The sequence below is a fragment of the Streptomyces sp. NPDC048106 genome (assembly GCF_040706415.1).
GTDB lineage: Bacteria > Actinomycetota > Actinomycetes > Streptomycetales > Streptomycetaceae > Streptomyces.
Window position 1 is genome coordinate 196208 of record NZ_JBEZND010000009.1, and the last position, 14109, is coordinate 210316.

Sequence of the window (14109 nt, forward strand, 5' to 3'; positions counted from 1 at the left end):
CAGGCCCCCGGCGGCGCTGATTCCCGCCTCCCCGCCCCGCCACGGTGTCCGGAACCGGCGCGCGGTACCTGCGTACGGGCGTCCGCACGCCTACGCTCGGCCCGTGCTGCGCATCCTCGACGCCCGAACCGGTGAACCCGTCGCCGCCGCGCCCGCCCGCCGCGGCCTGACCCGTATCGAGGCCCGCGCCCCCGGGGCCGACCTCACGTCCCTGCGGGTGCTCCTCACCGCCGACCTCCTCGCCCGCGCCCTCGAACTGACCGGTCTGCAGGTCTGGCCGACCGCCCCCGGCCGGCCGGCGGAGCTGTCCGCCGCCGCCGACGCCCTGGCCGTCCGCCCCTTCGAGGAGGCGCACGTGCCGGGAGCGGGGGTGGTGTGGGTGGTGGCCGGGGACGAGGACGTGCCCGGGGCCGAGGGGCCGGTGGTGGCGGTGGCGCCCGTGAAGCGGGCGGGTGAGGGAGGGGATCCGCTGCGCGACCCCTCGCTGCTCGGTGATCCCACCGCCCTCCGCCTCGCCCTCCTCTCCGTCCCCCACGGGGAGACCGTGACGCTGGACGAGGCGGCGGTGCGTGGGGCCGCCGAGCGGCTGGCGGGCTGGCGGCGGGACGTGGCCGGGTGGGCGCGGCAGCCCTCGCGGCCCGTGCCGGAGGCGGTGCGGGGGCGGCTCAAGGAGGCATGGGAGGACGATCTCGGCATGCCGGGGGTGCTGGCGGAGCTGGCCGCCGTCGCGGCCGACCCGGCGGTGGCGGACGGTGCCCGGTTCGAGACGTTCGCCTACGCCGACCGGCTGCTCGCCCTCGAACTCACCCGTGACATCGGGACGTTCGCGTGAAGGAGCGCGCGGGCACGGGTCCGCTGCGCCGCCTCGTCGTGCTCAGACACGCCAAGTCGGCCCGGCCCGAGGGCGTATCCGACCCCCGTCGGCCGCTCGCACCGCGCGGCCTGCGCGACGCCCCCGCCGCCGGCCGCGCCCTCGCCGAGGCCGACCTGCTGCCCGACCTCGCCCTGTGCTCCACCGCCGTACGGGCCCGCCGGACCTGGCAGCTCGCCTCCGCGGAATGGGGCACCCCGCCCCCGGTGCGCTACGAACCACGGCTGTACACGGCCGACGTGCCCGCCCTGCTGGACGTGGTGCGCGAGACACCGCCCGCGGTGGAGACCCTGCTCCTCGTCGGGCACAACCCGGGCCTGGAGGACCTGGTCCTGGCGCTGGCCGGGGACGGCCTGGACGACACCCTGGACCGGCTGCGCGCCAAGTTCCCCACCTCCGCCGTCGCCGTCCTCGCCTGGCACGGCACCGGCTGGCCCGCCCTCGCCCCGGGGGCCGCCCTGCTGACCTGGTTCAGGGTGCCCCGGGGCGGGGCCGGTACCTAGGTGACGGTGGCCCGCTCCGGGTGCGTGCGAGGTGCGCTCACCCGGCGGCGTCGGACGGCCGCTCGTCGACCACGCGCAGCAGCTTGCCGGTGCGCCGGTTCACCGCGAGCTGGTCGTAGCCGGTCCACTCGATGACCATCGGGTGGATGAAGCCGGCCGCCACGCTCTCGGCGTACATCGCTCGCGCGCTGTCGAGCCGGTCCACCACCTTGGCGGCGATGGCGTCGGTGTCGGTGAAGCCGGGCCGGGCGACCAGCCGCAGCACCAGTCCGTCACGCCCGTCCCAGCGGCGGACGACCATCTGTACGCCGGTCACCGCACCGGTCTCGTCCGCCTCGTCCACCACCTTGCGCAGGTCCTCGACGTACAAGGTCACCGGACCGATGCGGGCGCCCTCCTCGTGCCGTCCGAGTATCCGGAAGAGGCCCTGCTCGGCGTCCACCCACTCACCCCGGTCGCCCACCGGGTAGCGCAGGAGCGGCATCAGCCGCCGGTACAGGTCGGTCTTGAGGATGCGTCCGGGCCGGCCGTTGGTGCGGATCGGCTCGCCGGTGTCGCCGTCGACGATCTCCAGGACGATGCCGCGGTCCTGCGGCACCCGGTAGACGAACGTGCCGCCTTCCTCGCCCACCGGGTGGCCCAGCGGGCCGGCGTCGACGCTCACGTACGCCGCCGGGCTGATCCGCGCGTTGGGGAACGCGGTGCGCAGCAGCCGCCGCTGGTCCTCGAAGACCGGCTCGCCGGCGAAGAACATCAGCTCCACCGAGGGCACCGTCTCACCGCGGTCGGTCAGGTGATCGGCGAGGCTGCACATCGTGGTCGGCGTACCGCCGATCACCTGGGCCGAGAACTCGGCGAGCATCCGGGTGGCGGCCTCGGGAGCGGTCGCACCGCCGATCGGCAGCCGGACGGTCTCCACCGGCACCTGCGTCAGGCTGTCCTGGAACATGAAGAAGCTGGCGTACAGCTCGCCCACGTAGAACAGGTTCGCCACCCTGTGGCCGTCCCGCAGCCCCATGCCGACCAGGCCGGTGCCCAGTGTCCTGGCGACGTGGTCCCACTCGGTGCGGGTGTAGCAGGAGAACTTCGGGGAGCCGGTGGTGCCGCCGCTCTTGTAGACGATCGCCTCGGACAGCGGGCTCGTCAGCACCCGGTTCCCGGTGAGGGTGTTGGCGGCCCAGAACTCCCCGTGGTCGATGATCGGCAGCTGCGAGACGTCGTCGACGCTCTCCGGCAGGTCGGCGTACAGGTCCTGGTAGAAGGGGGAGTGCTTGCGGGCGAAGCTGAACATCTCGTTCAGCGCGTAATCCGTCATGGGGTACGTCCTCGGCGTTCATGAGCGGTCGGCTGTGTCGCTGGTGGGCAAGGGACGACGTTCCGTGACACCGGAGCGCGGCGGGGTGCCCGCGCGCGGCGGTACGGTCAGCGGCCGGCCGGCGCGGCCGGCCTGGTGGAACGCAGCAGCAGGCAGCAGGCGAGCGTGGCGGCCGCCGTCGTCAACATGCCGAACTGCCAGCCGTGCTGGAAGCTGCGGACGACGGCCGCCGTGCCGTGCGGCTGGCCGAGCACCGCGACCAGACCGGCCACCCCGACCACACCGCCGGCCTGCCGGGCCATGGTGGCCACGGCCGAGCCGGTGGAAAAGCTGGTCGGCGGCAGCTTGGTGACCGCTGTCGCCACCAGGGTGGGCATCGCCAGGCACACCCCGACGCCGGTCAGCAGCATGCCCGGCAGCAGCGCGGTCAGATAGTCGTGGTGCGCGGCGTCGAGCTCCACCGTCCACCAGGCGAGCCCGATGCCGAACAGCACGCAGCCGATCGCCGCGGTGGCGCCCAGGCCGATGCGCCGGGAGACCATGCCCGCGTACTTCGACAGCAGGGGCACCATCAGCGGGCCGGGCGCGATGGCCAGACCGGTGCTCAGCGCCGACCATCCCCACACGTCCTGGCACCACAGCGTCACCGACAGCAGCATGACGCTGAACGGCACCGCGAACAGCAGGTTGGCGAGCATCGCGGGACGCAGCGCCGGCAGGACCATCAGGTCCAGCGGCAGCACCGGCGAGGGGTGGCGCGAGGACTGCCACAGGAAGGCCGCCAGCAGGACGACGGCGGCCACCAGCGTGCCGACCAGCCGCGCCGAGGACCAGCCCCAGGTCTGTCCCTTGATCAGGGCCAGCGCGACGGCGCCGATGCCCGCGGTGAGCAGCGCGGCGCCCAGGACGTCGGTCCTGCCGCCGTCCGCGCGGCCCGGCACGTGCGTCAGGGAGCGCAGACCGCCGACGACGGTCAGCACACCGATCGGCAGGTTGATCAGGAAGATCCACCGCCAGTCGATCTGCGCGAGCGCGCCGCCGATGACCGGCCCGAGCGCCGCGGCCAGTCCGCTCAGCGCCGCCCAGTTGCGCACCGCGGAGGTGCGCTTCTCCGGCGGCGCCGCGGCCAGCAGCAGGCCGAGCGACGCCGGGATCAGCAAGGCGGCACCGGCGGCCTGGACCACGCGCGCTCCGACCAGGAACCACACGTCCGGGGCGACGGCGCACAGCACCGAGGCCACGGTGAAGGAGCCCACGCCCAGCAGGTAGGCGCGCCGCGCGCCGATGCGGTCCGCGATGCTTCCGGCCGGGACCAGCAGGGCGGCGAACACCATCGAGTAGGCGTTGAGCACCCAGGACAGCGACGACAGCGCGGTGCCGTGGAAGTCGGCGCTGATGTCCGGCATGGCCACGTTGACGACGAAGAGGTCCAGGTTGGACATCGCCACGCCGGCGGCCACGAGTGCGAAGACGAGGCCGAACCGGTCAGTGGTGGTTTTCTTCTCTTCGGCGTTCGATGTCTCTTGGGCCATGATTCTCCAACTCGGTTCTTTCAAGGACTGGCTGGTCCGCTCCCCCGCGCGGTCCTGTGGAACTCAGCCGAGGGTGACGGGCAGCTTCTCGAATCCGCGCTGGACCAGCTGGTCGCGGTAGACCGGCTCGCCGGAGATCCTCGGGTTCTTGAAGCGGCGGACCAGGGCTTTCAGGGCGACCGCAGCCTCCAGCCGGCCCAGCGGCGAGCCGAGGCAGTAGTGGGCCCCCAGGCCGAACGTCAGCGGCTGGATGTTGGAGCGCCGCGGGTCGAACCGCTCGGGCTCGGTGTAGCGGCGCGGGTCGCGGTTGCCGCCGGCGATCAGCAGCAGGATCGGGGTGCCCTTGGCGATGGGCACGCCGCAGAACTCGATGTCCTCGGCGGCCACCCGGTTGAGCACCTGGACGGCCGGGTCGAGGCGGATGCCCTCCTCGACGAAGTCGGCGGCGAACGAGGGGTCCTGGCGGACCTGCTCGGCGAGCTCGGGGTTGCGGATGGCCAGCGCCATGGTGTTGCCGAGCATGTCGAAGGGCGCGGCGGTGCCGGCGACCAGGAGGACCATGAAGGTCGCGATCAGTTCGTCCTCGCTGACATCGGCGCCGTTGTCGAAGTCCTGGGTCAGCTTGGTGACCAGGTCGTCCTTCGGCTCGGCACGGCGGGCGGCCACCAGGTCGGCGAAGTACGCGGCCAGTTCCTCGACCGCGTGGTTGGCGGCGGCCAGCCGCGAGGTGTCGCCGAACGGGTCGAGGCCCTCGGTGACCGGGCGCAGCAGCGGCTGGATCCTCGCGTGGTCCTCCACCGGGATGCCCAGCAGCGCACCCATGACGGACAGCGGCAGCCAGCAGGCGAAGTTGTCCATGAAGTCGACCGGCTCGCCCGCCGCGCCGAGCTTCTCCAGCTTGTCGACGGCGGCCTCGGCGAGCTGCTCCAGCAGCGGCTCCATGCCGGCGACGACACCGGGGCTGAACGGTCCGCTGGAGAAGCGGCGCAGCCGCTCGTGGGTCGGCTCGTTGTGGAAGAGCATGGTGGTGCAGATCGACCGCCAGGCCGGCTGCTCACGCCAGTCGGGCCGCACCGCGTCGCGCACAGCGGGGTCGGGGGAGAGGAACAGCGGCTCCTTCAGGGCCTTGTTGATCTCCTCGTAGCCGACCATCACGGCCAGCGGGCCCAGGTTGATCACCGGACCGCGGCTTCTCAGTGCTTCGTAGATGGGGTACGGGTTGGCTCGCCCCTCAGGGGTTCCGAGTGCCGCCATTGCCTCGGCAGGCCCGAGCGTCGACTGACGCATGCAGCAGCTCCATCCATGTCACAACGCTGATTAGGTGAGTTGTTCTTTCAAACTGACTGCCCGGCGGAATGCTAGGGCACCTCAACTGGCCTGGCAACAGTCTTGGTTGCGCCACCGGAGCGGGTACGACCTCCGGTCACGGGCGGCGGGTGGCGGCGCCCGCCGGGCCGGATCGGACTGCCTGGCGGCGGTCTGGCCGGCGGGCCGGGATTAGGCTGGCGGGATGCAGGACGAGTACCGCACAGTGGCCCGCGCGGGCGTGCACGAGACCGAGATCAACCGTTCGCGCTTCCTGTGCGCCCTCGCCCCGGCCGCCACCGAGAAGGAGGCGCAGGACTTCGTCGCGGCCGTCCGCAAGGAGCACGCCGACGCCACCCACAACTGCTGGGCGTACGTCATCGGCGCCGACGCCTCCGTGCAGAAGGCCAGCGACGACGGCGAACCGGGCGGCACGGCCGGCGTCCCCATGCTCCAGATGCTGCTGCGCCGCGACATGCGTTACGTCGTCGCCGTCGTCACCCGCTACTACGGCGGTGTCAAGCTCGGCGCCGGCGGACTCATCCGCGCCTACGGCGGCGCCGTCGGCGAGGCCCTGGACACCGTCGGCACCCGCACCCGGCGCCGCTTCCGGCTGGCCACGGTCACCGTCGACCACCAGCGCGCGGGCAAGCTCCAGAACGAGCTGCGCGCCACCGGCCGCGAGGTCCGCGACGTGCGCTACGGCGAGGCCGTCACCATCGAGATCGGCCTGCCGGACGCCGACGTGGAGGCATTCAGGGGCTGGCTCGCCGACGCGACGGCGGGCACGGCCGCCTTCGAGCCGGGCGGCGAGGCGTACGGGGACGTCTGAGATATTGACGACAAGGACAAAACAGACATAACCCCCTTGCGGGGTCCCGGGCATGACGGGTGATTCAGGAGTAACCGGCCGTGTTGTCGGACCCGCCCGTTAGTCTCGGGAGTCATGAGACTCCTGCACACGTCCGACTGGCACCTCGGGCGGGCCTTCCACCGGGTGAGCATGCTCGGGGCCCAGGCCGGGTTCATCGGTCACCTCGTCGCCACCGTGCGCGAGCGCGAGGTGGACGCGGTGGTCGTGTCGGGAGACGTGTACGACCGGGCGGTCCCGCCGCTCGCCGCCGTCGAGCTGTTCGACGACGCCCTGCACCGCCTCGCCGCGCTGGGCGTGCCCACGGTGATGATCTCCGGCAACCACGACTCGGCCCGCCGCCTCGGCGTCGGAGCGGGGCTCATCGACCGCGCCGGCATCCATCTGCGCACCGAGCCGTCCGCCGTCGCCACCCCGGTGGTGCTCGCCGACCGCCACGGCGATGTCGCCTTCTACGGGCTGCCGTACCTCGAACCCGCCCTGGTGAAGGACGAGTTCGGGGTGGAGAAGGCGGGCCACGAGGCCGTCCTCGCCGCCGCCATGGACCGGGTCCGCGCCGACCTCGCGACCCGCCCGGCGGGCACCCGCTGCGTCGTCCTCGCCCACGCCTTCGTCACCGGCGGCCAGGCCAGCGACAGCGAGCGGGACATCACCGTCGGCGGGGTCGCCGCCGTACCGGCCGGGATCTTCGACGGCGCCGACTATGTGGCCCTCGGCCATCTGCACGGCTGCCAGACCCTCACCGAGCGCGTGCGCTACTCCGGCTCCCCGCTCGCCTACTCCTTCTCCGAGGCCGGCCACCGCAAGAGCATGTGGCTGGTCGACCTCGCCGCCGACGGCGCCGTCACCGCCGAGCGCCTCGACTGCCCGGTGCCCCGCCCGCTGGCCCGCATCCGCGGCACCCTGGAGGAACTCCTCGCCGACCCGGCCCTCGACCGCCACGAGGACGCCTGGGTCGAGGCCACCCTCACCGACGCCGTCCGCCCGGCCGAGCCGATGGCCCGGCTCGCCGAACGCTTCCCGCACACGCTGAGCCTGGTCTTCGCCCCCGAACGCGCCACCGACGACCCCCGTGTCTCCTACGCCCGGCGCCTCGCGGGCCGCGGCGACCAGCAGATCGCCCAGGACTTCGTCGCCCACGTCCGGGGCGCCGGGCCCGACGCGCAGGAGGCGGCCGTGCTGCGCGAGGCGTTCGACGCCGTCCGCGCCGACGCCGTGGTGCGGGAGGTGGCGAGGTGAGGCTGCACCGGCTCGACATCACCGCCTTCGGCCCCTTCGGCGCCACCCAGGGCGTCGACTTCGACGCCCTGTCCGCCGCCGGGCTCTTCCTGCTGCACGGCCCCACCGGCGCCGGCAAGACCTCCGTCCTCGACGCCGTCTGCTACGCGCTGTACGGCTCCGTCCCCGGCGCCCGCCAGAGCGGCGCGGGCCAGGGCATGAACCTGCGCAGCGACCACGCCGAGCCCCGCACCCGCACCGAGATCCGCCTCGAACTCACCGTCGCCGGACGCCGTCTCGAGGTCACCCGGCAACCGCCCTGGGAACGGCCCAAGCTGCGCGGCAAGGGCACCACCGTCGACAAGGCCCAGACCTGGCTGCGCGAGTACGACGCCGCGGCGGGCTCCTGGAAGGACCTCAGCCGCTCCCACCAGGAGATCGGCGCCGAGTTCGAGCAGCTGCTCGGCATGAGCCGCGAGCAGTTCTGCCAGGTGGTGCTGCTGCCCCAGGGCGACTTCGCCCGCTTCCTGCGCGCCGACGCCGAGGCCCGCGGCCGGCTCCTCGGCCGCCTCTTCGACACCCAGCGCTTCGCCGACGTCGAGAAGCGCCTCGCCGAGCGCCGCCGCGCCGCCGAGGCCCGGGTCCGCGAGGCCGACGCGGACCTGCTCGCCGACGCCCACCGCATGCAGCAGGCGGCCGCCGACGCCATGGAGCTGCCCGAGCTGGCCCCGGGCGACCCGGGCCTGGCCGAGGCCGTGCTCGGCGCCGCCGCCGTCGCCCGAAGCACCGCGCGGGAGCGCCTGGCCGTCGCCCACAGCCGGCTCACCGCCGCCGAGTCCGCCCACGCCGACGCCCGCCACACCCTCGACGGCATACGCGAACTCGCCCGCCTGCAGAGCCGGTTCGCCGAGGGCCGCCGCCGCGCCGAGCGCCTCCAGGAGCGGGCCGCCGAGCACCAGGCCGACCAGGAGCGCATGGCGCGCTCCCGCAAGGCGGAGGCGGTCGCGCCCGCGCTGGAGCTGCGGGAGGAGGCCGAGCGGGAACACCGCGGGGCCGAGGCCGCCGAGGCCCGCGCCCGCGGCCCGCTGCCCGCGTCCCTCGCCGAGGCCGACGCGAGCGGGCTCGCCGCCGCCGCGCGCCGCGCCGCCGAGGAACTGGGCGGCCTGGACGCCGCCCGGCGCGCCGAGCGGCGGATCGGCGAACTGGCCGCGGAACGGGCCGGACTGGACCGTCAGGAGCGGGCCGACGAGGACGTGCTGCGCGAGGCCGACGCCTGGCTGGAGGGCTGGCACGACGCGCGCGCCGCCCTCCAGGCGCGCATCGACACCGCCCAGGAGGCCGCCACCCGCGCCGAACAGCTCGGCGCCCGGCGCGAGCCGACGCGGGGGCGCCTGGACGCCGCCCGCACCCGCGACGCCCTCGCCGTCGAACTGGAGACGGCCCGGCGGCGGGCCCAGGACGCCCGACAGCACGCCCTGGACGCCCGCACCCACTGGCTCCGGCTCAAGGAACAGCGGCTCGACGGCATCGCCGCCGAACTCGCCGCCCACCTCACCGACGGGGAGCCCTGCGCGGTCTGCGGCGCCACCGAGCACCCCGCGCCCGCCCGCAAGGTCGCCGGACACGTGGACCGCGCCACCGAGGAACAGGCCCACACCGCCTCCCAGGAGGCCGACCGGCGGCACGCCGACGAGGAGCGGCGCGCCGGCGACGTCGGCAAGGCCCTGGCCGTCGCCACCGCCGAGGCCGGCGAGGCGCCCACCGCGCAACTCGAAGTCGAGGCCGCCGAGTTGGAGCAGGAGTACGCCCGCGCCCACCGTGCCGCCTCCGCCCTGCACGCCGCCCGCGAGGAGCTGCGGCGCGCCGAGCAGGAGCGCGAACGGCGCCTCGCCGACCGGCAGCAGGCCGCCGTACGGGCCGCCTCCCGGCTCACCCGGCGCGACGCCCTGGAGCGCGAACAGACGCAACTGGAAGGCGAGTTGACCCAGGCGCGCGGCACCGCCGACAGCGTGGCCGCGCGCGCCGCCGAGCTGGAGCGGCGGGCGGCGCTGCTCACCGCGGCCGCCGACGCCGTACGCGCGGCCGAGGACACCGCGCAGCGCCTCAAGGCCGCCGACGCCCGGCTCGCCGACGCCGCCTACCGGGCCGGCTTCGCCACGCCGCGGGAGGCGGCCGCCGCCCTGCTCGACGACGCGGCCCACCGCGAGCTGCAACACCGCCTGGACACCCGGCAGTCGGAGGAGGCCGCCGTACGCGCCGTACTGGCCGAGGCCGACACCGCGGCCGCCGCCCAGCGCCCGCCCGCCGACCCGGCCGGCGCCGAGCGGGCCGCGGCCGAGGCCGAGCAGCGGCTGCGGGCGGCCGCCTCCGCCCGTGACGCCGCCGCCCGCTGCTGCGCCGAACTGGACCGCCTCTCCACCCGCGCGACCGAGGCGGCACGCCGGCTCGCCCCGCTGCGCGAGGAGTACGACCGGGTCGCCCGGCTCGCCGCCCTCACCGCGGGCACCTCCGCCGACAACGAGCGCAAGATGCGCCTGGAGTCGTACGTGCTCGCCGCGCGCCTGGAACAGGTCGCCGCCGCCGCGACCGCACGCCTTGAGCGCATGTCCTCGGGCCGCTACACCCTCGTGCACTCCGACGGGCGCAGCGGCCGCGGCCGCAGCGGGCTCGGGCTGCACGTCGTGGACGCCTGGACCGGCCGCGAGCGGGACACCGCCACCCTGTCCGGCGGCGAGACCTTCTTCGCCTCCCTCGCGCTCGCCCTCGGCCTCGCCGACGTCGTCACCGACGAGGCGGGCGGGGTGCGCCTCGACACCCTCTTCATCGACGAGGGCTTCGGCAGCCTGGACGACCAGACCCTGGACGAGGTCCTCGACGTCCTGGACGGCCTGCGCGAGCGCGACCGCAGCGTCGGCATCGTCAGCCATGTCGCCGACCTGCGCCGCCGCGTCCACGCCCAACTGGAGGTCGTCAAGGGCCGATCGGGCTCCACGCTGCGGCAGAAGGGGGTCGGCTGACCCGCCTCGGCGGCCGTTTCGCGGACGTGTAGGTTCTTCGCCCATGGCTCGGTTTGAAGATCGCGGAGTGCTGGAGTGGGTGGAGTCGGGCGGCGGCCCGCTGATCGCCGTCCCGGAGGTGGTCCTGCCGTTCTGGGCGGGCGCCGACAGCGAGGAGCTCGACACGGACTACGACCGGGCCTGCGAGGTCCCCGGATACGCCGGACTGCTCCCGGTCGGCGACAGCGCGGCCCTCGTCCTCGGCGACGAACCGGCCGCCACCTCCTACCTGCCCGAGCACGGCACCTTCGTCCGGTGGTCCGCCGCGGACTCCGAGCGCGAGCTGCTGGCCGGCGTCCCCGCCGCGCTGGAGAGCGCCGTGTGGGAGCAGGAGCTGCGCTGGGACGTGCCGGGGCCCGTGGTCCTGTTCGACTCGGCCCGGCCGGGCGGCGAGGCGGACCGGCGGGCGCACCTGAGGGTGCCCCTCGCCGCCGGGTCGTACGCCGTGCGCGTCGCCCACGCCCAGCCGGGGCCGGAGACCTGGGTGGGGCTGGTCCGGCTCAGCAGGCTCGCGTAGGCACCTCTCAGGGCCGTAGCCCGTCGAAGGCGATCTCCAGGTGCCGGGGGCCGCGCAGCACGGCGTTCTCCCGGTACGGCGGCGGGTCCTGCACCAGGCGCGGGTTCTCCAGCCGCCGGGCCAGCTCGGTCAGCGCGATCTGCGTCTCCAGACGGGCCAGCGGCGCGCCGAAGCAGATGTGGATGCCGCTGCCGAAGCCGAGGTGCTGGATGTCCTCGCGGTCCGGGTCGAACCGCTCGGGCTCCGCGAACCGCTCCGGGTCCCGGTTGCCCGCGGCCAGCACCAGCCAGATCCGCGAGCCCTTGGGGATCGTCACCCCGCGCACGTCGATGTCGGCGATACAGGTGCGCTGCGGGATCATCTGCACCGGCGGCTCGTAGCGCAGCAGTTCCTCCACGAGCCGGGGCGCGAGGCCCGGGTCGTGGCGCAGCCGCTCCAGGACGTCCGGGTGGCGCAGCAGCGTGAGCATGCCGTTGGTGATCAGGTTGACGGTCGTCTCGTGGCCCGCGATCAGCAGCAGCACGGAGGTGCTGAGCACTTCCATCATCGTCATGGCGCCGTCCGGGCCCCGGCTGTTCACCAGGTCGGACAGCAGGTCGTCGCGCGGCTCCCTGGCCCGCTCCTCGACCAGCCCGGCCAGGTACATGCCGAGCTGCGTCCGGGCCTCGCGCGCGGTCGTGGCGAAGTCCTCGCCCGCCTCCCGCCGCGTCCCCGGGTCGAGGGTCGCGACCAGCGGATCGACCCAGGCACGAAAGCGCGGCTCGTCCTCCCGGGGCACCCCGAGCAGCCGGCAGATCACGGTCACCGGGAAGGGGTAGGCGAACCGGTCGACCAGATCGACCTGCCGCGCGTCCCCGATGCCGTCGATCAGCCCGGTGACGATCTCCCGCAGCTCGCCCCGCAGGCCGTCGATCCGGTGCGGCCGGTGCGGGGGCCCGAAGGCGCTGTTGGCGATGCGCCGCAGCCGGTCGTGCTCGGGCGGGTCGAGGCGCAGGAACGACGGCGGCAGCCCGCCCGTCTCCTCCGAGCGCAGCAGCACGTCCTCCCCGGCGGCCGCCAGGTTGGCCGCGTCGGAGCTGACCCGCGGGTCGTGCAGCAGCGCCTCGATGTCCCAGTAGGAGCTGATGACGTAGGGGCCGCCCTCCTCCTCGTGCAGCACCGGCGTCCGGCGAAGCTCCCGGTAGACCGGGTAGGGGTCGGCGCGGTTGGCGAAGTCGGTGATCCGGTGCACGAGCGAGTCTTGCGTCATGACGGGTCCTCGGGGCGGGTACGGGAGGTACGGGCGGGCCGGTCAGTGGCGGGCGGGGTGGAAGACGAGCTGGGTGTCGGCCGGTGAGTAGCCGCTGAGAGTCACCATCGCGGCGTGGGTCGGCAGGGACGGGTCGGGGAAGTCGGCCGGCACCGGGTGCCGGTTCTCGGGGCGCCGGTCCAGCGTCGGGTACTCCGCCGGGAAGGGCGCGCCCCGCTCGATCTGCCGCTGGTAGAACTCCAGCCACCGCGTGTTGTCGAAGGTCACCGCGGCCACCACCCGGCCCCGGTGGCCGTAGACCCCGGCGAACCGGCGCTCGGCCGTCGAACCCTGCGTGATCATCAGCTCCTCGCCCATCGGGGGCACCCCGACCGACTTGATGTTCACCCCGAACTGCGAGGACCAGAACGCCGGCATCCACAGGTGCGGGCGCCGGTCGGCACCGTCGCAGACCATGTTGTGCGCGGCCGTCTCCGCCTGCGCCACCGCGTTGCCCCAGTGTTCGAGCGACAGGAACTGGTACTCGAACAGCGCGTGCGGGGAGCGCGCCACGTCGCCCGCCACGAACACGTCGTCGGTGACGATGCCCCGGAAGTCGAAGGCCCGGCAGCCCGCGTCACAGGCGACGCCCCGGGGCCCCGCGCCGAGCCCCGACCCGGCCAGCCACTCGGTGTTGCGCAGCGAACCCAGCGAGACCACCACCACGTCCGCCTCGACCACGCTCTCGTCGGACAGGTGGACCGCCCGCACCCGCCCCGCCGCGTCGCCCTCCAGCGCGGTCACCGTCACCCGGGTGCGCAGGTCGACGCCGTGCTCGCGCATCAGCTCCGCGGCGACCGCGCCGACCACCCCGCCGAGGGCGCCCACCAGCGGCGCGCCCGCCCGTTCCGCGACCGTCACCGGGATGTCCCGCTCCCGGCACGCGGAGGCGACCTCGCAGCCCGCGAACCCGGCGCCGATCACGAACACCCGGCGCGGACCCGCCCGCAGCCGCTGGTACAGCCCGGCCGCGTCGTCCCGGGTACGCAGCAGGAAGACGCCCTCCAGCCGGGCCTCCGACTCCTTCGGCCAGGGCCGGGCCCGCACCCCGGTGGCGATGAGCAGCCGGTCGTACTCCACCTCGTCCCCGTCGGCCAGCCGCACCCGCCGGGCCGTCAGGTCCAGGCCGGTGGCCGCCACGCCGAGCCGCCACTCGGCGTCGATCTCCCGGCGCCGGGGCAGCGCGGTGCGGTGCGGGCCCGCCCGGCCGAGCAGGACCGCCTTGGACAGCGGCGGGCGGTCGTAGGGCTCGTACGGCTCGTCGCCGATCAGGGTCAGCTTCCCGGCGAAGCCCTCCGCGCGCAGCGTCTCGGCCGCCCGCAGCCCGGCCAGCGAGGCGCCCACGATCGCGATCCGGCCCTCGCGCCGGAGCCGGTCCACCACCTCAGTGGCCATCGGGGGCCTCCGGGCCCCGGGAAGCGACGTCCGGGCCGTCCGCGTCCACCCCGTCGGCCGTGATCGCCTGCACCGGGCAGGCGGCCACGGCCCGCGCCAGCCGCTCGCGCTGCTCGTGGTCGGGCTGCGGGTCGTAGACCAGCGACTCCTCGCCGTGCATGGCGAAGACGTCCGGCGCGAGGAACGCGCACTGCGCGTACCCCTGACACTTGTTGAGATCGACGACGAGCCTCATCGA

The 14109-nt window shown here is 74.6% G+C and carries 12 protein-coding genes; 6 read left to right on the top strand and 6 right to left on the bottom strand.

The genetic code is table 11. The features are described from left to right. Positions 1-103: 103 nt before the first annotated feature. Positions 104-832, top strand: coding sequence for a hypothetical protein (locus AB0927_RS12490; protein WP_366667535.1), 729 nt, complete (start codon positions 104-106; stop codon positions 830-832). Continuing rightward, the gene (locus AB0927_RS12495; RefSeq protein ID WP_366667536.1) at positions 829-1374 is read left to right on the top strand and encodes a histidine phosphatase family protein; all 546 of its coding nucleotides are present in this window, start codon (positions 829-831) and stop codon (positions 1372-1374) included. Before AB0927_RS12490 ends, AB0927_RS12495 begins: the two co-directional genes overlap by 4 nt. A gap of 37 nt (positions 1375-1411) precedes the next feature. On the opposite strand, the gene AB0927_RS12500 is transcribed toward AB0927_RS12495, so the two are convergent. From AB0927_RS12500 to AB0927_RS12510, 3 genes are all read right to left on the bottom strand, one after another. Next, positions 1412-2689 carry a phenylacetate--CoA ligase family protein gene (locus AB0927_RS12500; RefSeq protein WP_366667537.1) on the bottom strand — a complete coding sequence of 426 codons (1278 nt, stop codon included), beginning with the start codon at positions 2687-2689 and terminating at the stop codon, positions 1412-1414. Between the two features lie 107 nt (positions 2690-2796). Beyond that, a complete protein-coding gene (locus AB0927_RS12505) occupies positions 2797-4221 on the bottom strand; it encodes an MFS transporter (RefSeq protein ID WP_366667538.1) in 1425 nt (474 codons plus the stop codon). A 63-nt stretch (positions 4222-4284) separates the two neighbouring features. Then, positions 4285-5400, bottom strand: coding sequence for a cytochrome P450 (locus AB0927_RS12510; RefSeq protein WP_366667539.1), 1116 nt, complete (start codon positions 5398-5400; stop codon positions 4285-4287). A 331-nt stretch (positions 5401-5731) separates the two neighbouring features. On the opposite strand from AB0927_RS12510, the gene AB0927_RS12515 reads away from it, so the two are divergent. From AB0927_RS12515 to AB0927_RS12530, 4 genes are all read left to right on the top strand, one after another. Next, positions 5732-6358, top strand: a complete 627-nt coding sequence (locus AB0927_RS12515; RefSeq protein ID WP_366667540.1) for a YigZ family protein — start codon at positions 5732-5734, stop codon at positions 6356-6358. A 114-nt stretch (positions 6359-6472) separates the two neighbouring features. Beyond that, positions 6473-7636: an exonuclease SbcCD subunit D gene (locus AB0927_RS12520; RefSeq protein ID WP_366667541.1), complete on the top strand. Its 1164-nt coding sequence runs from the start codon at positions 6473-6475 to the stop codon at positions 7634-7636. Next, positions 7633-10632 (top strand): SMC family ATPase, encoded by a 3000-nt coding sequence (locus AB0927_RS12525; protein WP_366667542.1) that lies wholly within the window; start codon positions 7633-7635, stop codon positions 10630-10632. The genes AB0927_RS12520 and AB0927_RS12525 overlap by 4 nt, the downstream gene beginning before the upstream one ends. A 43-nt stretch (positions 10633-10675) precedes the next feature. Then, positions 10676-11188, top strand: a complete 513-nt coding sequence (locus AB0927_RS12530) for an immunity 21 family protein (protein WP_366667543.1) — start codon at positions 10676-10678, stop codon at positions 11186-11188. A 7-nt stretch (positions 11189-11195) separates the two neighbouring features. Here AB0927_RS12530 and AB0927_RS12535 read toward each other — a convergent pair whose 3' ends face one another. From AB0927_RS12535 to AB0927_RS12545, 3 genes are read right to left on the bottom strand one after another with little or no spacing between them, the layout of a single operon-like run. Then, positions 11196-12437, bottom strand: a complete 1242-nt coding sequence (locus AB0927_RS12535; protein ID WP_366667544.1) for a cytochrome P450 — start codon at positions 12435-12437, stop codon at positions 11196-11198. Between the two features lie 42 nt (positions 12438-12479). Continuing rightward, positions 12480-13871, bottom strand: a complete 1392-nt coding sequence (locus AB0927_RS12540; RefSeq protein ID WP_366667545.1) for an FAD/NAD(P)-binding oxidoreductase — start codon at positions 13869-13871, stop codon at positions 12480-12482. Then, a complete protein-coding gene (locus tag AB0927_RS12545) occupies positions 13861-14106 on the bottom strand; it encodes a ferredoxin (RefSeq protein ID WP_366667546.1) in 246 nt (81 codons plus the stop codon). Before AB0927_RS12545 ends, AB0927_RS12540 begins: the two co-directional genes overlap by 11 nt. Positions 14107-14109 lie beyond the last annotated feature (3 nt).

Bases quoted from the DNA above. Each gene is read 5' to 3' on its own strand.
- AB0927_RS12500 (WP_366667537.1), bottom strand. From the start codon at position 2,689: ATGACGGATTACGCGCTGAACGAGATGTTCAGCTTCGCCCGCAAGCAC.
- AB0927_RS12505 (WP_366667538.1), bottom strand. From the start codon at position 4,221: ATGGCCCAAGAGACATCGAACGCCGAAGAGAAGAAAACCACCACTGAC.
- AB0927_RS12515 (WP_366667540.1), top strand. From the start codon at position 5,732: ATGCAGGACGAGTACCGCACAGTGGCCCGCGCGGGCGTGCACGAGACC.
- AB0927_RS12520 (WP_366667541.1), top strand. From the start codon at position 6,473: ATGAGACTCCTGCACACGTCCGACTGGCACCTCGGGCGGGCCTTCCAC.
- AB0927_RS12530 (WP_366667543.1), top strand. From the start codon at position 10,676: ATGGCTCGGTTTGAAGATCGCGGAGTGCTGGAGTGGGTGGAGTCGGGC.
- AB0927_RS12535 (WP_366667544.1), bottom strand. From the start codon at position 12,437: ATGACGCAAGACTCGCTCGTGCACCGGATCACCGACTTCGCCAACCGC.
- AB0927_RS12540 (WP_366667545.1), bottom strand. From the start codon at position 13,871: ATGGCCACTGAGGTGGTGGACCGGCTCCGGCGCGAGGGCCGGATCGCG.
- AB0927_RS12545 (WP_366667546.1), bottom strand. From the start codon at position 14,106: ATGAGGCTCGTCGTCGATCTCAACAAGTGTCAGGGGTACGCGCAGTGC.